The sequence below is a fragment of the Siccirubricoccus phaeus genome, assembly GCF_008360935.1.
In the GTDB taxonomy this organism is placed as follows: domain Bacteria; phylum Pseudomonadota; class Alphaproteobacteria; order Acetobacterales; family Acetobacteraceae; genus Siccirubricoccus; species Siccirubricoccus phaeus.
Genome location: NZ_SRXO01000010.1, coordinates 208,592 through 224,541 on the forward strand (window position 1 = coordinate 208,592; position 15,950 = coordinate 224,541).

16 protein-coding genes are annotated in these 15,950 nt (G+C 71.4%); 8 read left to right on the forward strand and 8 right to left on the reverse strand.

What is annotated here, in order from left to right; genetic code table 11:
• Window positions 1-8: 8 nt before the first annotated feature.
• The gene (locus E5N76_RS15830) at window positions 9-803 is read right to left on the reverse strand and encodes a DUF899 domain-containing protein (protein WP_149538280.1); all 795 of its coding nucleotides are present in this window, start codon (window positions 801-803) and stop codon (window positions 9-11) included.
• A 537-nt stretch (window positions 804-1,340) separates the two neighbouring features.
• Between E5N76_RS15830 and E5N76_RS15835 the strand changes: the two genes are divergently transcribed.
• The 8 genes from E5N76_RS15835 (at window position 1,341) to E5N76_RS15870 (ending at window position 8,767) form a co-directional block, all read left to right on the forward strand.
• Window positions 1,341-2,588: an ABC transporter substrate-binding protein gene (locus tag E5N76_RS15835; protein WP_235907721.1), complete on the forward strand. Its 1,248-nt coding sequence runs from the start codon at window positions 1,341-1,343 to the stop codon at window positions 2,586-2,588.
• Between the two features lie 67 nt (window positions 2,589-2,655).
• On the forward strand, window positions 2,656-3,738 hold the full coding sequence (gene rutA / locus E5N76_RS15840; RefSeq protein WP_149538282.1) for a pyrimidine utilization protein A: 1,083 nt from the start codon (window positions 2,656-2,658) through the stop codon (window positions 3,736-3,738).
• Entirely contained in the window at window positions 3,735-4,673 is a 939-nt protein-coding gene (locus tag E5N76_RS15845) for an ABC transporter permease (RefSeq protein ID WP_207791993.1), read from the forward strand. The genes rutA and E5N76_RS15845 overlap by 4 nt, the downstream gene beginning before the upstream one ends.
• The gene (locus E5N76_RS15850) at window positions 4,670-5,530 is read left to right on the forward strand and encodes an ABC transporter permease (RefSeq protein ID WP_235907722.1); all 861 of its coding nucleotides are present in this window, start codon (window positions 4,670-4,672) and stop codon (window positions 5,528-5,530) included. The genes E5N76_RS15845 and E5N76_RS15850 overlap by 4 nt, the downstream gene beginning before the upstream one ends.
• Before the next feature lie 19 nt (window positions 5,531-5,549).
• Window positions 5,550-6,572, forward strand: a complete 1,023-nt coding sequence (locus tag E5N76_RS15855; RefSeq protein ID WP_149538283.1) for an ABC transporter ATP-binding protein — start codon at window positions 5,550-5,552, stop codon at window positions 6,570-6,572.
• 250 nt (window positions 6,573-6,822) lie between these two features.
• The gene (locus E5N76_RS15860) at window positions 6,823-7,050 is read left to right on the forward strand and encodes a hypothetical protein (RefSeq protein ID WP_149538284.1); all 228 of its coding nucleotides are present in this window, start codon (window positions 6,823-6,825) and stop codon (window positions 7,048-7,050) included.
• Between the two features lie 201 nt (window positions 7,051-7,251).
• The gene (locus E5N76_RS15865; protein ID WP_149538285.1) at window positions 7,252-8,259 is read left to right on the forward strand and encodes an alpha/beta hydrolase; all 1,008 of its coding nucleotides are present in this window, start codon (window positions 7,252-7,254) and stop codon (window positions 8,257-8,259) included.
• A 121-nt stretch (window positions 8,260-8,380) separates the two neighbouring features.
• The gene (locus tag E5N76_RS15870) at window positions 8,381-8,767 is read left to right on the forward strand and encodes a hypothetical protein (protein ID WP_149538286.1); all 387 of its coding nucleotides are present in this window, start codon (window positions 8,381-8,383) and stop codon (window positions 8,765-8,767) included.
• Window positions 8,768-8,930: 163 nt separating this feature from the next.
• On the opposite strand, the gene fabG is transcribed toward E5N76_RS15870, so the two are convergent.
• From fabG to E5N76_RS15905, 7 genes are read right to left on the reverse strand one after another with little or no spacing between them, the layout of a single operon-like run.
• Window positions 8,931-9,659 (reverse strand): 3-oxoacyl-ACP reductase FabG, encoded by a 729-nt coding sequence (gene fabG / locus E5N76_RS15875; protein ID WP_149538287.1) that lies wholly within the window; start codon window positions 9,657-9,659, stop codon window positions 8,931-8,933.
• Window positions 9,656-10,087: a phosphotransferase gene (locus E5N76_RS15880; protein WP_207791994.1), complete on the reverse strand. Its 432-nt coding sequence runs from the start codon at window positions 10,085-10,087 to the stop codon at window positions 9,656-9,658. The genes fabG and E5N76_RS15880 overlap by 4 nt, the downstream gene beginning before the upstream one ends.
• Complete coding sequence (locus tag E5N76_RS15885; protein WP_149538288.1) at window positions 10,084-10,872, reverse strand: beta-ketoacyl synthase chain length factor; 789 nt, start codon at window positions 10,870-10,872, stop codon at window positions 10,084-10,086. The genes E5N76_RS15880 and E5N76_RS15885 overlap by 4 nt, the downstream gene beginning before the upstream one ends.
• Before the next feature lie 10 nt (window positions 10,873-10,882).
• The gene (locus tag E5N76_RS15890; RefSeq protein WP_149538289.1) at window positions 10,883-12,073 is read right to left on the reverse strand and encodes a beta-ketoacyl-ACP synthase; all 1,191 of its coding nucleotides are present in this window, start codon (window positions 12,071-12,073) and stop codon (window positions 10,883-10,885) included.
• A gap of 10 nt (window positions 12,074-12,083) precedes the next feature.
• A complete protein-coding gene (locus tag E5N76_RS15895) occupies window positions 12,084-14,462 on the reverse strand; it encodes an MMPL family transporter (protein ID WP_149538290.1) in 2,379 nt (792 codons plus the stop codon).
• Window positions 14,459-15,064 (reverse strand): LolA family protein, encoded by a 606-nt coding sequence (locus E5N76_RS15900; protein WP_149538291.1) that lies wholly within the window; start codon window positions 15,062-15,064, stop codon window positions 14,459-14,461. The genes E5N76_RS15895 and E5N76_RS15900 overlap by 4 nt, the downstream gene beginning before the upstream one ends.
• Window positions 15,061-15,945 carry an LpxL/LpxP family acyltransferase gene (locus E5N76_RS15905; protein ID WP_149538292.1) on the reverse strand — a complete coding sequence of 295 codons (885 nt, stop codon included), beginning with the start codon at window positions 15,943-15,945 and terminating at the stop codon, window positions 15,061-15,063. The genes E5N76_RS15900 and E5N76_RS15905 overlap by 4 nt, the downstream gene beginning before the upstream one ends.
• Window positions 15,946-15,950 lie beyond the last annotated feature (5 nt).

The window sequence follows — 15,950 nt, forward strand, 5'->3', positions numbered from 1 at the left end:
CAGCCGCGTCAGGACGCCGTACCGGGATCGGGCTTGCGGAAGGCCGCTTCCCCGGCCTCTGACACCGCGACCCATGTTGGGTTGGGCGTGGCTTCGGCGGCGTAATTGTCGTGCCAGTTCCACCATTTGTAGGGCGGGGTCTGGGGATAGCCCGGCGGTGACTCCTCCCAGCTCTCCTGGCGGCCGAGTGGCGTCACGTCCAGATAGCTCCACACCGTGCCCATCGCCTCGTCGCCGCGGTTGTTGATGAAGTAGGTGCGGAACAGGCGCTCGCCATCGCGGAAGAACACGTTGTGGCCGTGCCATTCATCGACGCCGAAATCGGCGTCGAAGCTGTCGGTGATGGTGTACCACGGCATCGTCCAGCCCATCCGCGCCTTCAGCCGCGCGATATCCGCCTGCGGCGCGCGGGAGGCGTAGGCAAGGGTGGTGTCGCGGGCGTTCAGATGCGCCAGGTGACTCACCTGGTCGGCGCCGAGGGAGCAGCCGCGGCAGGCATGATCGGGCCAGCCGAATACGCCGGGCTCGAAGAAGGCGCGGTAGAGGACGAGCTGCCGCCTGCCTTCGAACAGGTCGAGCAGGCTGACCCGGCCGCTCGACCCCTCGAAGGCATAGGCCCGCGTCACTTCCATCCACGGCATCCGCCGGCGTTCGGCGGCCAGCGCATCGCGGGCCCGGGTGTGGGCCTTCTCCTTGATGAGCAATTGCTGCCGCGCCGCCTCCCAATCCTGCGGCGAGACGATGGGCGGCTTCTGCATGGCGGGCGGTGCGGCCGTGCGGTTGTCCTCAGCCTTTCCGGTCATGGTCGTTGCATCCTCCGGATGGGACGGGCGTCCGGGTGCCGCGCTGCGCCCCGTTGCTCGTCATGGGTCGGCCGCGAGGCTGGCGCCGCGGCGCCCGAGGGTGGGAGTGACAAGCGTGGCGGGATTCCGTGGCGCACACCCTGGGCCCATGCGGACCGGGCCCGGCGGCGTCTCGAACCGCAATGTTTCATCTCCGGCTCCGCAATCCCGGCCTGAACAACGAAGAGTCGCCTCGTGCGCCGATGGTTCGGGCGGCGGCGGTGCAGAGACCTCAGCCGGCATGACTGCCGACATAGTTGGCCGAACACACCGGTTCATGTGCAAAAAATAGGCGAGATCGGGCGGTAACGGCCGGTATGGCTCTCCTCCAGGCAAGAAATACATTGCCGGAAAAGCGGATCGTCTGCGACTATTCGGACGGCGGCTCCGCCCACCCACGCCGGTCACCCAGGTTCCTGGACCCTCACTGGATCGCTGCTGCGAAGGCAGCCGGGAGACCGCATGTCCACCTCGCCACCCGCTCGCCCTTCTTCCCGTTTGCGTCGCCGTGGCCTGCTGAAGGCAGCGCTCGGTGCCAATGCCGCGCTCGGCGTGCCGACGCTCTGGGCGCAGAACATCCGCGACGTCGTCCTGCAGCATTCCGGCCCGCCGGTGACGGCGATCAACCAGATCGCGGAACAGGCCTCGAAGGATCTCGGCTTCACCGTGCGCATGCAGGCGGTGGAGAATGCCGACCTGCTGAACCGCTTCCTGTCGCAGTCGAGCGCCATCGACGTCGCCGATGTCAGCATCACCTTCATGAAGTACCTGGTCGGCCGCAACGTGCTGCAGGCCATCCCGCGCGCCAAGATCCGCAACCTCGACCAGACAATCCCGCTCTTCGTCAAGGGCCGCTACCCGGATGGCCGCGTCGCCTCCACCCAGGGCGTCGCGCCTTACACCGTTCTCTACGTGACCGGCCAGGATGCGAAGAGCTTCGCCGATGGCGAGACGGAATGGCTCAGCGGCATTCCCTCCGTCACCAATGCCGACACGCTCGGCATCCGTCCCGATCTCGTGGGCCGGCCGGTCGCAAGCTGGGCGGATCTCGTCGATCCGATGTTCAAGGGCAAGTCGGCGCTGCAGGACCAGCCGACGGTCGGCGTCATCGACGTCGCCATGGCGCTCGAATCCCGCGGCGACCTGAAATACGGCAACAAGGGCAACATGACCCGCGCCGAGATCGACAAGACCATCAACACCATGATGGAGATCAAGCGCAGCGGCCAGTTCCGCTCCTTCTGGACCACCTTCGACCAGTCGGTGAACCTGATGGCGTCCGGCGAGGTGGTGATCCAGTCCATGTGGTCGCCTGCCGTTTCCGCCGTGCGCGCCCGCGGCATTCCCTGCATCTTCCAGCCGCTGAAGGAAGGCTATCGCGGCTGGGGCTACACCTTCGGCATGATGAAGCACCTCACCGGGCTGAAGCGCGACTGCGCCATCGAATACGCCAATTGGTACGGCGCGGGCTTCCAGGGCGCCGTCATCGCTCGCCAGGGCTACTACTCGGCGCAGCCGGAGAACGTGAAGAAGTTCCTGACGCCCGCCGAATGGGACTACTGGTACGACGGCAAGCCTGCCGCGACCGACCTGCCCGATCCCTTCGGCCGCATCGCCATCAAGGCCGGCGAAATCCGCGACGGCGGCGCCTTCTGGCAGCGCATGGGCAATATCGCCGTGTGGAATTCCGTGATGGATGAGGACCGCTATCTCACCCGCCGCTGGAACGAGTTCATCACCTCCTGACCGGCTGACCCGGGCCGGGCGCGCGGCTCTGGCCCGTCCTTCCCTTGCCACCGAAGGATCACGCTCCATGCAGCTCGGCGTCTTCATCCCCATCGGCAATAATGGCTGGCTGATCTCCACCACCTCGCCGCAGTACAAGCCCAGCTTCGACCTCAACCGCACCATCGTGGAGAAGGCGGAGCGCTTCGGCTTCGACTTCGCCCTCTCGATGATCAAGCTGCGCGGCTTTGGCGGGCCGAGCGGCTTCTGGGACTACAATCTGGAGAGCTTCACCCTGATGGCCGGCCTTGCCGCCGTCACCAGCCGCATCCAGCTCTTCGCCACCTGCGCCGTGCTGACCATGCCGCCGCCCATTGCCGCCCGCATGGCGGTGACGGTGGACAGCATCAGCCATGGCCGCTTCGGCGTGAACCTCATCACCGGCTGGCAGCGCGCCGAATACACCCAGATGGGGCTCTGGCCCGGCGCCTCCCACTACGCCCGCCGCTACGATTACTGCGCCGAATACGTGAAGGTGATGCAGGAGCTGTGGCAGACGGGCCGGTCCGACTTCAAGGGCGAGTTCTTCCAGATGGAGGATTGCCGGCTGCTGCCCATGCCGGAGAAGCCCATCCCCATCATCTGCGCGGCGCAAAGCGATGCCGGCACGCAATTCGCCGCGGAGTACGCCGACTATAATTTCTGCGCCAGCTACGGCTTCAACACGCCGAAGGCGGTGGAGCCCAGCGTTGCCCGCCTGGTCAAGGCGACCGAGGCGACCGGCCGCAAATGCGGCGCCCTGGTGCTGACCATGATCATCGCCGACGAGACGGATGCCGCCGCCGAGGCGAAATGGGCGCATTACGTCGCCGGCACCGACATGGAAGCCATCGCCTGGCGCGACAGCCAGTCCGGCGACGACCCCTCCAAGGATCCCTTCGCCGGCCCCAACCGCCGCCGCTGGCTGACCGAGAACAAGCTGCCGACCAACCAGGGCGTGCTCTGTGGCTCCTATGCCAAGGTGGCGCAGATGCTGGACGAGATGGCGGAGGTGCCTGGTGTCGCCGGCGTGATGCTGACCTTCGACGATTTCGTCATCGGCATGGAGCAGTTCGGCACCCGCATCCTGCCGTTGATGCGCTCCCGCAGCGCGCTGGCCCAGGCCGCATGAGCGCCTCGGCCGAGCCCGCAACCGCCGCCGCCCGGCCCGCCGGCATGGCGGCGCCGGCCCGCCGCAAGCGCCGCTTCCGCCTGGCGCCACGCGCCATCTCCTGGCTGCAGGTCGGCCCGCTCGCCTTCATCCTGATTACCTTCTTCGCCCTGCCGACCGCGACCTTCCTGGTGGTCAGCTTCTGGGACTACGACCGTGTCGGCATCTATCCCGACTTCATGCTGGACAATTACGTCGAGCTGCTGACGACGCCGGCGACCTATCGCGTTTATCTCAGCTCGCTGAAATTCGCTTTCATCGTCTGGGGCGTGACGCTCTTCCTCGGCTTCAACATCGCGCATTTCCTGGTCTTTCATGTGCGCAGCAGCGCGGTGCGGACGGCGCTCTTCCTCGCCTGCGCGATTCCCTTCTGGACCTCCGGCATCATCCGCACCATCGCCTGGATCCCCTTCCTTGGCCGCAACGGCGCCTTCAACCAGACGCTGATGGGGGCGGGGCTGATCGAGGCGCCGCTGGATTTCCTGCTCTTCTCCCCCTTCGCGGTGATCGTCACCTATATCCACCTCTTCACCCTGCTGATGATCGGCCCGATCGCCAATTCCCTCTCCAAGATCGACCCCGCCCTGCTGGAAGCGGCGCGCGATGCCGGCGCCAGCCGCTGGCGGACGATGGTGGACATCGTGATCCCGCTGTCGAAGACCGGCATCGCGCTCGGCTCCATCCTCGTCTTCACCCAGGTGATGGGCGATTTCTTCGTGGTGAAGGCGATGAGCGGCGGCCAGAGCGCCTCCATCGTCTCCGCCCTGGCCACCGAGATCCAGGCCATGCAGTACCCGCCCGCCTCCGCCTCGGCGATGATCCTCGTGGTCTTCGTCGCGCTGATGGTCGCGGGGATGATGCGCGTGGTCGATGTGCGGAAGGAGCTGGTCCGATGATGGTCGGCGGCGCCCGGCGGGCGCGCGACCCGCGGGAGAAGCGGCCCTGGACCTTCTATGCCCTGGCCACGCTGATGGGGGCCTTCCTGCTGTTCCTTTACGGGCCCATGGCGGTCATCTACATCCTCTCCTTCCAGGGGCCGGATGGCGGCGTGACCTTCCCCATGGTCGGCTTCTCCACCACCTGGTTCGAGGAGATCTGGAAGCCGGGGCAGATGGCCAATATCCCGGTCGCCTTCTGGCGCTCCGTGGCGCTCGCCTCCATCGTCTGCGGCATCACCGTCGTGGTCGCCGTCGCGGCGGGGCTCGGCTTCCGGCGGCGCTTCCCCGGCTCGGGCGTACTCTTCTACCTCGCCGTCGCCAGCCTGGTGATGCCGAGCCTGCTGGTCGGCTTCGGCATCGGCCTCGGCTTCCGGCTGTTCGACTGGAAGCCGGACCTCTTCACTTCGGCGCTGGCGGCGCAGCTCACCTGGACGCTGCCCTTCGGGCTCTTCGCCATGTTCGCCGTCTTCAACCGCTTCAACCGCGCCTATGAGGAGGCGGCGACCGATCTCGGCGCCTCCGCCTTCCAGCGGCTGCGCTGGGTGACCTTGCCCATCCTGGCGCCGGGCATCATCGGCGTGGCGATGGGCGCCTTCACCCTCTCCTACGACGAATACGCCCGCAGCACCCTTGTCGCCGGCAACCGCAACACCCTGCCGCTCGAGATCTATGCGCTGATCTCCAGCTCCACCTCGCCGACGCTCTTCGCCATCGGCACGCTGACCACCGCTGTCTCCTTCCTGGTGATCGGCGGCACCCTGCTCTTCATCCGCCGCATGCAGCGCCGTCGCGCCGGCGCCGCGCGCCCGGCCTGACTCAAGGAGCCTCCCGCAGATGGACCACCCCGTCCCGCATCTCGAGCGGCGCTTCGATGTCGAGCTGGTCGCGGCGACCAAGCGCTATGGCGGCGTCGTCGCCGTGGACCGGGTCTCGCTGCGCATTCCGCGCGCCAGCTATTGCTGCCTGCTCGGCCCCTCCGGCTGCGGCAAGACCAGCACGCTGCGCATGATCGCGGGGCACGAGACCGTCTCGGATGGCGACATCCTGATCCATGATGAGAACGTCACCGACCTCGCCCCGGCCGAGCGGGGCACGGCGATGATGTTCCAGTCCTACGCGCTCTTCCCGCATCTGAGCTGCCTGGACAATGTCGCCTTCAGCCTGAAGGCCCGCGGCGTGCCGAAGGCGCAGCGCCATGCCAAGGCGATGGAATACCTGGCGCTGGTGCATATGGACCGGCTCTCCCACCGCATGCCGGCGGAGCTGTCCGGCGGCCAGCAGCAGCGCGTCGCCCTGGCGCGGGCGCTGATCACCGAGCCGCGAGTGCTGCTGCTGGATGAGCCGCTCTCCGCCCTCGACCCCTTCCTGCGGACGCGGGTGCGGGAGGAGCTGAAGCGGCTACAGCGGGAGCTCGGCATCACCTTCATCCATGTCACCCACAGCCAGGATGAGGCGATGGCTCTGGCCGACCTGATGGTGGTGATGGATGAGGGCCGCATCCGCCAGGCCGCCGCGCCGCGCGAGGTGTTCGAGCGCCCGGCGGACAGCTTCGTCGCGAAATTCATCGGCGGCCACAACGTGCTCAACGGTCCGGACGGCCTCATCGCCGTGCGCGCGGACCGTTGCCGGCTGGGCGCGCCGGGCGACCAGCCGCATATCGCCGGCCGCATCGCCGCCGTGGAGTATCTGGGCACGACGGTGCGGCTGGCCCTGACGGTCGGCGATGGCGAGGGGGCGTCCATCCTCCTGCCCGACGAGCTGTTCTTCGCCAACCCGGTGCAGATGGGCGAGGAGGCGGTGATGGTCTGGCGCGAGCAGGATTCGCATCCCCTGGACCTGCCGGCCGCGGCCGAGTAGCGCGGCCGGGCCGGCACCGCCCACCCGCCTGCCTGGCAGGGCTGAACGCGATCTCGCTCCCGCGATGCGCCGTTCATGCCGTGTCCCTGAGCCGGCCGTCGTCACGGTGACGCCCGGCGGATCCCGCCACCGGGAAGCGCCGTCCTTGGGCGCGGCCCCGGGGCCCAAAAGTAACGCTTGACGCATGACGCGACGCGGGTGAATCCAAAGGCGACCGAAGCCAAATGTCCTTCGTGAGGACAAGCCGCACATGACCGTCCGTCCTGCCTCCCCCGCCCATCCTGGGCTTCTCGTCGCAGCCGCCGTCATCTGCATGGCCCTGCTGCCGGGGTGTGAGAGCCGGCAGCCGGCAACCCGGGCTGGCGCGGCGATCGACCGGGCCGGGACGGAGACCGGCGAAGTCGTGGGACGCGCCGCCACGGCGACGGGCGATGCGGTGGAGCGTGCCGGTGGCTGGGTTCGGCGGCGGACCGAATAGCGGGCAGGCCACCACGGCCGCAAGACGGTGCTGTCTTTGCGCTGCGCGCCGCCTATCTTGCGGATCGCACCCATGGCCGATGGCAGCAGGACATACCGTTTCGCCGCTTCAGCAAACCCTCGGGCGGGGTAGGATGGTTCGCGGCCTGAAGCCGGCCCCGCGAAGGCCGGCGACGCCATCCGGGCAAGACGAAGCGCGCAGATGAGAAGACGCAGCCTGCACAGGCTGGCCGCCAGCGCCGCTGCGTCCCTGGTTTCCGGTTGCACCCCGGTCATCTTCCCGTCCGGGCCGGCGACGACGCAGCCGGCGCAGACCGAGGACGCCTTCGTCATGCCGGATGGCGCCCGCCTGCCCTACCGCGCCTGGCTGCCGGAGGGCAGCCCCCGCGCCGTCATCCTCGGCCTGCACGGCTTCGGCGACTACTCCGTCAACGCCTTCGACCTGCCGGCCGCCGCCTTCACCGCCCAGGGCATCGCCCTCTACGCCTATGACCAGAGAGGCTTCGGCGCCGGGCCGCATCGCGGCTACTGGCCCGGCACCGCCACCCTGGCCGCCGACTGCATCACCGCGACATCTCTGGTGGCGGCGCGCCATCCGGGCCTCCCGCTCCATATCCTGGGCGAGAGCATGGGGGCGGCGGTCGCCATGGTGGCCGCCACCGCGGCCAGCCCTCCGCCCGTCGCCGGCTACATCCTTCTGGCCCCAGGCGTTCGCGGGCGGAAGAACATGAGCGAGTTCTCGCGCACCACGCTGGAGATCGCGGCGCGCCTCATCCCGGCCGTCGGCTTCAGCGGCTCCGCCCCTGGCTTCGCCCCCTCGGACAATGAGGAAGCCCTGCGGCGCTGGTCGCGGGATCCGCTGACGACGAAGATCTTCCGCGTCGATTTCGTCTATGGCCTGGTTGATCTCATGGACCGGGCGCTCGAGGCCGCGTCTCGCTTCACCATGCCGGCGCTCGTGCTCTACGGCGCGCATGACCGCATCGTGCCGCCCGAGCCCATGCGGCGGCTGCTGCGGACAATTCCGCCGGGGAACGGCCATCGGATCGCCTATTACCCCGAGGGCCACCACCTGCTGCTGCGCGACCGCGGCCGCGCGGTGGTGATTGCCGATATCCTCGCCTGGCTCGGCAACCCCGCGGCGCCGCTGCCCTCCCATGCCGATACCGCGGCCGTCGAATGGCTGAACGGCGGCGGCGCGAGGGGCTGAAAGCCAAGGGCATCGGCGGGGCGCGATCCGCCCCGCTTGAGGCGCCTGCCAACGACGGGCATGCTCCGCCTTTCCCGCCGCAGGGCAGGATTCGCCAGCATCAAGAACCCGGAGGCCAATGATGACCCCGAACCGGCGCCGCCTCTTCCTCAGCAGCCTCTTCGCCGTGGGGCTCCTCGCCGCCTGCGCCCGCACCGCGCCGGTGCAGGAGGGCGGCGGCAATTTCAGCGGGCGCGGCACCCTCGCGCAGCGGGCGGACCAGATCCGCCGCGCCGGCACCGGCCTGGGCTGGATCATCGAGCCGCAGGGCCCCGGCCTGATGCGCGGCACGCTCAACCTGCGCACGCATCAGGCGGTGGTGGACATCCCCTACGACACGCAGCGCTTCAGCATCCGCTACGTCTCCAGCAGCAATCTCGACTATGACGGCACGGTCATCCACCGGAACTACAATAGCTGGGTGCAAAATTTGCAGAACGCCATCATGGTGCAGTCCAGCGCCTCCTAGAGCGTGATCGGTTGAGGTCGAATCGACCGAAACCGTGAATCACGCGACCGAACAATGAACTAGAGCGGGTGAGCACAGCTCAACCGATCCCGCTCTAAGACCGGCGGCCGACCGGTGTCGCGCGCAGTGCGGCGGCGGCGTGCCGGCGCAAAAAAGGCGCGCCTCAGCCGAGGCCGCCGGAGACGGCAATGGTCTGGCCGGTGATGTAGGCGGCGCGGTCGGACGCGAGGAAGCCGACCAGCTCCGCCACCTCCTCCGCTCGCCCGGCCCGCCGCGCCGGCACGAGCTGCGCGATCCGCTCCGGCGTCAGCGCGGCGGCGACGGCCGGGCTTTCGATGATGCCGGGCGCGACCACATTGCTGGTCACGCCGCGCGAGGCGTATTCCAGCGAGAGCGACTTCACCGCGCCGATCAGCCCGGCCTTCGCCGCGGCGTAATTCGCCTGGCCGCGATTGCCCAGCAGGCCGGAGATGGAGGAGATCGCCAGGATCCGCCCCCAGCGCGTGCCGATCATCGGCAGCAGCAGCGGCCGCAGCGCGGCATAGAAGCCGTTCAGCGAGACGTCGATGACGCTGCGCCATTGCGCCTCGCTCATCCCCGCCATCGGCGCGTCGTCATGCACCCCGGCATTGTGCACCAGGATCTGCACCGGCCCGCCCTGCGCCAGCACCGCCTCCAGCGCCGCCGCGGAACCGGGGATGTCGGTCAGGTTGCAGGCGAAGGCAGAGGCCACGCCGCCGCCGGCCCGGATCTCGGCGGCGACCGCCCCGGCCCGGGCCAGCCCGGCATGGGCGTGGACCAGCACCGCATGCCCCTCCGCCGCCAGGCGCAGGCAGATGGCGCGGCCGATCGGGCTGGAGCCGCCCGTCACCAGGGCGCGCCGCGCCGTCACGGCAGAATCACCGCGGCCTGGCCGCGCAGCAGCGCCGCGCCGCCGCCCGCCACCGCGAAGCGATAGATGAAGCCGCGCGCCTCGGCGACCAGGGTCTCGGCGGTGATGCCGAGGGGGCCGGGCACATCGTCCAGCCGCTCGGCCTCCAGCACGACCTCCCGCAGGCTGCTGAGATAGCCGGCCGGCTGCGCCCGGCCTTCCCCGGCGGTCAGGGCGCCGTGCAGCGCCATGGCCTGCAGCGCGAATTCCACGCCGCAGATGGCCGGCAGCATTCCGTCCCGCCGCAGCGGGTTGCGTGGCGAGGCGTGCTGCGCCGTCTCGCAGCCTATCCGGCCTTCATCCCAGGCCAGCACCCGGTCCAGCAGGCACATCTCGCCCTGATGCGGCAGCAGCCGCGCGATGGCGTCCCGGCCGAGCGGCGGCGTCACGGCGCCACCTGCAATTCCAGATGCGCATCCTCCAGCAGGGGCAGGCGGATGGTGGCGGTGCGCCCCGCCGCCAGCGCCCGCAGCAGCGGCAGGGACCGCGCCGCCGGATTCCCCGCCGCCAGCGCATCCAGCGCATCGGCGGGCGCGGGCCATGCCGCCGGCGCCGCCCGGTAGCGCAGCGTCAGCGCCGCGCCCTCCCCGGCGGCAGGGCGCAGCACCAGCGCCGCGGCGAAGCCGGTCTCCGTCCGCCGCACGCGGTCCAGCGGCGGCGGCATCGGCATGTCATAGGCGCAGAGCAGCACCGGCTTCGCGCGCGTCGCCACCGCCGTCGCCGCCGCCAGCAGCCCCGCCGCGAAGCTGTCGTCATGCCCGCCCAGGCTGAGGGAGGGCGCGACGGAGCCGATCGCGATGTGCCAGTAGCCGGCCGGCGCGTTGTGCACCGAATTGTGGAACTGCGTCGGCGAGATGGCGACGCCGTCCAGCGCCAGCAGCGCATCGAGGATGCTGCCGAGGATCGCGCCATCGCCATTGCTGCTGGCGAAGATGGTTTCCAGCGCGGTGCCGCCCGGCTCCGCCGCCACCGCCTCGCCGGCAGCGGCCAGGGCCAGGCGCACGGGCTGGCTGGTGCGCCGGCGTTCGGTCGGCGGCAGCAGGGCGGGCGGCGGCAGGGCCAGCTCGCCGCCCTGCCAGGGCGTGGCGCCGGCGAGGATGGGCGCGCTCGCCGCCCAGCCCGGCAGCCCGGGGCCGAGAATGCCGAGGCCGCCGATCCGGCAGTGCAAGCTCATCGCCCCACCCTCATGCCCGGCCGAGGACGAGGCTGCAATTGCTGCCGCCGAAGCCGAAGGAATTGCTCATCACCCGGCGCAGCGCGGCGGGGCGGTTCTCCATGGCGACATCGGCGCGGAATTCGGCGTCCAGCTCGGTCAGGTTCAGGCAGCCCGGCACCAGCCCCTCCTCCAGGCAGAGCAGGGCGATGATGGCCTCGACGGCGCCCGAGGCGCCGAGGGTGTGCCCGGTCCAGCCCTTGGTCGAGCTGCAGGGCACGAAGCTGCCGAAGACCTGATGCACCGCCCGGTCCTCCATCGCGTCATTGGCGCGCGTGCCGGTGCCGTGCAGATTCACATAGTCGATCCCGCCCGGCGCCAGGCCGGCCGAGTCCAGCGCGGCGCGCATGGCGGCGACCGCGCCCAGCCCCTCCGGATGCGGCGAGGACATGTGATGTCCGTCGCTGCTGGCGCCAGCGCCGAGCAGCAGCGGCGCGTCCGCCGGCCCGTCGCCTTCCCGTTCCAGCAGGACCAGCCCCGCCCCCTCGCCGATGGAGATGCCGTCCCGGTCCGCGGCGCAGGGCCGCGTCGGCCCGCCGCGGCTGAGCAGTTCCAGCGAGGCGAAGCCATGCAGCGTCATGCGGCAGAGCGTATCGACGCCGCCCGCCACTGCCGCATCCGCCACGCCCGCGGCGATCAGCGCGGCGGCCTCGGTCATCGCCCGGACGCCGGAGGTGCAGGCGGTGGAGACGACCAGCGCCGGCCCGCGCAGGCCGAGCCGGGCGCGGAGATAGCGCGGCAGCGCCTGCAGGTCATGGGTGCGGGCGTAGTCGAAGCTTGCCGGCAGCGGGCCGGTGCCGTTTTCCCGCTGCTGCCAGGCCTGTTCCGTCTCCTCGATGCCGGCGGTGCTGGTGCCGAGCACCACCGCGATGCGGTCCGCGCCATGCCGGGCGCGCGCCGCCGCCACCGCCCCGGCGAAGCCGTCGCAGCCGAGCGCCAGCTCGGCGAGGCGGTTGTTGCGGCAGGCGAAGCCCGCCAGCGCCGCCGGCAGGGTCACCGTCTCCAGCCCCGGGACGCGGCCGATCCAGATGCCGTCCGGCATGCCCGGCAGGTCGCAGGGGCGCAGCCCGCCCTGGCGCGCCAGCAGCGCCTTCCGCAGCGGGGCGAGGCCCGGGCCCAGCGCGGTGGCAGCGGTGCAGGCGGAGATTTTCAAGGGCCACATAACCGGCGCCTCAGTCGGTTTCCGGCCGCGGCAGCAGGGCGCAGGCCAGCAGGAAGGCAGCGGCCACCCCGACCGCCACCGTCAGCCCGATGCCGTGCAGCACCGGGGTCTGGCAAAAGGCCAGCAGGCCGAAGGTCAGCAAGGTGGCAACGGCACAGGTCAATACGGCCCCCAGAGCATCCTCCCCGCCGCGCCGCTGCCCGGCGCTTCTGGCGAGGAAGAGTGCATAGTCGATCGCCAATCCGCCAAGCAACAGCAGGGCGGCGAGGTGGAACAGCGTCAATTGCTGCCCTAGCGCGGTGAGCACTGCGAGGGTGACCAGCAGCGCCCCGCCGATCGGCACCGCCACGCGCAAAGCGGGGCGAAGCCCGCGCAGGCCGAGCGCGAGCAGCCCCAGCACGCCCACCCCGCCCACCAGCGCCCAGCGCAGCGTCGCCCGGCCGTAATCGGCAAGCAGCCCTGCCATCTCCGCCTTCACATCCACCAGCAGGATGCGCGGATCGCCCAGCCGGCCGGCCAAAGCGGCGAGGGCGGCCGGATCCGTCACCCCCTGCGCCAGCGCCACGCCCCACACCTGGCCGTCCCGCCGGCTCAGCAGGGGGGAGAGCCGGGCGGCCAGGGTCGGCGCGCCCTCGGCCAGGCCCGCGGCGGTGAGAGGGGGCAGGGCGCGGCTTTCCGCCAGCGCCGCCAGGAAGGGGGCGAAGGCGCCGGGGCGGAAGGGCAGACCGGCCAGCGCGGCCTGCATCGCCGCCTGCGCCGCCTCGGGCGCCGGCAGGGCGGTGCGGCGCGCCGCCTGCGTCGCCGGGCTGGGCAGAAAGCGGCTCGGCAGGTCCAGCGCGGCCAGCGCCCCGGCCTCGAGCAGCGGCTGGACCGAAGCGGCGAGACGTTCCGCGGCCTCCAGCACCTCCGCCTCGCTCCCCGGCCCCAGGGCGAAGAGCAGGCCGACATCCGGCGCGCCGAGCTGGCGGCGCAATTCCGCATCCAGCGCCTGGGCGGCGGCGGGCACCGGGCTCAGCGCCGCCATGTCGCGCTGCCAGGCGGGGCCGCCCTGCGCCGCCAGCCCCACCGCTGCGGCGGCCAGCGCCAGGGCGGCCAGGCCGCGCCGGCCCCGCAGCGCCCGCAGCGAAGCGGCGAGCGGGGCGGGCAGGGGCCGCGCCGCCACCTGCATCCCCGGCGGCACCAGGGCCGGCAGGCCCCAGCGGGTGACCGCGGCGGCGGTCAGCAGCCCCACCCCGGCAAAGACCCCGAGCTGCACCAGCCCGGGAAAGCCCGAGCCCAGCATGGCGGCGAGGCCGATGGCGGCCGAGGCGGCGGCGAGGCGCAGCGTGGGCCAGATGCGCCGGGCCGTCTGCCGCAGGCCTTCCTCCGGCCGCCGCAGGCTGACCAGCAGGATGGGGTAGTCCACCGTCACCCCCAGCATGGTCATGCCGAAGCCGAAGGCGATGCCATGCGGCGCCCCGCCCGAAGCCAGGGCGGCGGCGGCATAGCCGGCCAGGGTGCCGGCGCCGAGCGGCACCGCCACCAGCCCCAGCAGCAAGACCGAGCGGTAGCGCCACCAGAGGAAAGCCGCGAGCAGCGCCGCCGAGGCCAGGCTGATCAGCTCCACATCGGCGCGGATGGCGTCCGCCGCCTCGGAAGAGAAGACGCCAGGGCCGCTGAGCAGCAGCCGTGCCGGGCCGGGGTTGGCGGCGGCGAAAAGGCTGCGGAATTCCGCGATGGCGGCGCGCTGTGCCTCGGCATCCAGCCCGAAGCTGCCGGCGATGCGCGCCACCAGCAGCGCCCGGGGCGGCCCGGCGCCGGTGGCGAACCAGGCGCCGTCGCGCGTCTCGATCTGCGTCTCGCCGAGGAAATCCCGGGCGATGCCGAGGAAGGCGCCGGTCGGGTCGGCAAAGCCATAGCGCGCCAGCAGGGGCGAGGCGGCGGTGCGCAGCCCGTCCAGCAGCGCCTCCAGCCGTTGCCGCAGGGCCGCGGGCTCGAAAACCTCCGGCCGCGTCTCGCGGGAGAGCAGGTAGCGGTAGCGGAAGAGGAAGGCCTGCTCCGCTTCGGAAAGCGAGGTCGTACCATCGCCCACGAAGGCGAAGCGGGGCGAGGCGCGCAGCCCCGCCGCCACCTCCCGCGAGAGCCGCGCCAGCTCCCCGGGCGGCGCGCCCTCGATGCCGGCCAGCAGCAGGGTGGTGCCGGCCCCGTCCTGCAATTCCCGCAGCAGGAAGCTGCTGGCGGGGCTGCGGCCGGCGGGCAGGAATTCGGCCAGGTCGGTGCGCAGCCCGACCGTCAGCCCCAGCCCGGCGCCGCCGGCGGCCAGCGCCAGCAGCACGAGCAGCAGCCGCGCGGCGCGCCGGAGTGGGGTGCGGGCCCCGCCGACGCTCCTCTCGGCAGCCTCCCCTCTCACGGCAGCGGCGTGATCCGCATGCGGGTGACGCCGCCATTGCCCTCGGTATCCACCGCCAGGATCTGCGGGCCGCGGCCGGAGAGCAGGATCCGCTGCACCGCTGCCCGAACCCGGGTGGAAAGCGGCGTCAGCACCATGCGCCAGGCCCCTTCCGGCAGGGCGTCGAAGGCGATGTCGTAATAGCGGTGCAGCGCGCCGGGATCGCCCGCCAGGGTGCCGCGGATCGCCTCGACCAGCGCCCGCATCTCCGGTTGGTCCTCCAGGCCAAATTCCCGCCGGATACCGCGGTCCGGCCGCTCATAGAGCAGGCGGTCGCCTGCCACCCGCAGCACTTCCTGGATCGGCGAGAGGGTCCGCTTCTCCAGCCGGTCCGGCGCCTGCCAGGAAAGGGTGCCCTCGCTCGGCAGGGGCAGGTCGAGCTCGGGGATCGCCTTGTCCTCGGTGAAGCTGGCGCGGGATTGCGGCAGGGCGGCGAAGCGGCGCAGCAGCGCCTGCAGCCCGGCCTCCTCCGCCCGCGCCAGGGCCGGGAAGGCAAGCGGCGCCAAAAGCAGCCCGCGCCGCCCGAGCCTCGCCGCCCTGGCTGCTCCGAAGCTGCCGGTCATGCGTCCCCGCGCCGCCAGAAATCGTAGAAATTGAACCAGTTGTAGGGGTGCTCCCGGCAGATCGCCGCGAGCCTCGCGGCATAGCGGCGGACCTGCCCGGCGATCGCCGCCTCCCGCCCCTCGCGCCCCGGCGGCAGCGCCTCGGCGAAGGGTTCGAAGCGGACCTCGTAATGCCGCGGCCCACGCCAGATGCCGAAGGCGAGCATGACGGGCGCCCCGAGCACCGCGGCCAGCAGATGCGGCCCGGTGGGGAAGGGCGCCGCCTCGCCGAGGAAAGGCACGTCGAGGAAGCGCTCGGCCCGCGGCGCCCGGTCGGCCAACAGCCCGACCAGCCCGTTGCGTTCCAGGCATTCCTTCGCCCGCAGCATGGCTTCCGCAGTGCCGAGGGGGATGATGGCGGCGGCGCGGGCGGCGCCGCCCATGGCATCGAACACCGCCTTCAGCCGCGCCGCATTCGCCTCATGCATCAGGATGGCGAGATCGACGGGGCAGCCGCGGTCGGCCACCAGCCGCAGCGCCTCGAAGCTGCCGAAATGCGCGCCGAAGATCAGGCAGCCCTGGCCTTCCGCGATGCGCGCCTGCAGCGCCTCCAGCCCATGCACCTCCACCCGGTAGCGATCGGCCTTGCCGCAGACCAGGAAGGCGCGGTCGAGGATGGTGGAGGCGAAGCTGAAATAGAGGCGGAACAGGTCGCGCGGCCTGGGCGGCCGGCCGAGGGCGCGGGCCAGATAGGCCCCCGCCGCCCGCCGCGGGGTGGGCGAGGCGAGCAGGAAATAGGCCGCGATGGGGTAGAGCAGCAGATGCCCCGGCCACCAGCCGACGGAATGCACCAGCCACACCATGAAGCGCGCCAGCAGGATGCTGCCGCGCTCCGGCGCCACCGTCC

What these genes read in the sequence shown, in the direction of transcription:
- E5N76_RS15830 (WP_149538280.1), bottom strand. Translation starts at nt 803, where the DNA reads ATGACCGGAAAGGCTGAGGACAACCGCACGGCCGCACCGCCCGCCATG.
- rutA (WP_149538282.1), top strand. Translation starts at nt 2,656, where the DNA reads ATGCAGCTCGGCGTCTTCATCCCCATCGGCAATAATGGCTGGCTGATC.
- E5N76_RS15845 (WP_207791993.1), top strand. Translation starts at nt 3,735, where the DNA reads ATGAGCGCCTCGGCCGAGCCCGCAACCGCCGCCGCCCGGCCCGCCGGC.
- E5N76_RS15850 (WP_235907722.1), top strand. Translation starts at nt 4,670, where the DNA reads ATGATGGTCGGCGGCGCCCGGCGGGCGCGCGACCCGCGGGAGAAGCGG.
- E5N76_RS15855 (WP_149538283.1), top strand. Translation starts at nt 5,550, where the DNA reads ATGGACCACCCCGTCCCGCATCTCGAGCGGCGCTTCGATGTCGAGCTG.
- E5N76_RS15860 (WP_149538284.1), top strand. Translation starts at nt 6,823, where the DNA reads ATGACCGTCCGTCCTGCCTCCCCCGCCCATCCTGGGCTTCTCGTCGCA.
- E5N76_RS15865 (WP_149538285.1), top strand. Translation starts at nt 7,252, where the DNA reads ATGAGAAGACGCAGCCTGCACAGGCTGGCCGCCAGCGCCGCTGCGTCC.
- E5N76_RS15870 (WP_149538286.1), top strand. Translation starts at nt 8,381, where the DNA reads ATGACCCCGAACCGGCGCCGCCTCTTCCTCAGCAGCCTCTTCGCCGTG.
- E5N76_RS15885 (WP_149538288.1), bottom strand. Translation starts at nt 10,872, where the DNA reads ATGAGCTTGCACTGCCGGATCGGCGGCCTCGGCATTCTCGGCCCCGGG.
- E5N76_RS15890 (WP_149538289.1), bottom strand. Translation starts at nt 12,073, where the DNA reads ATGTGGCCCTTGAAAATCTCCGCCTGCACCGCTGCCACCGCGCTGGGC.
- E5N76_RS15900 (WP_149538291.1), bottom strand. Translation starts at nt 15,064, where the DNA reads ATGACCGGCAGCTTCGGAGCAGCCAGGGCGGCGAGGCTCGGGCGGCGC.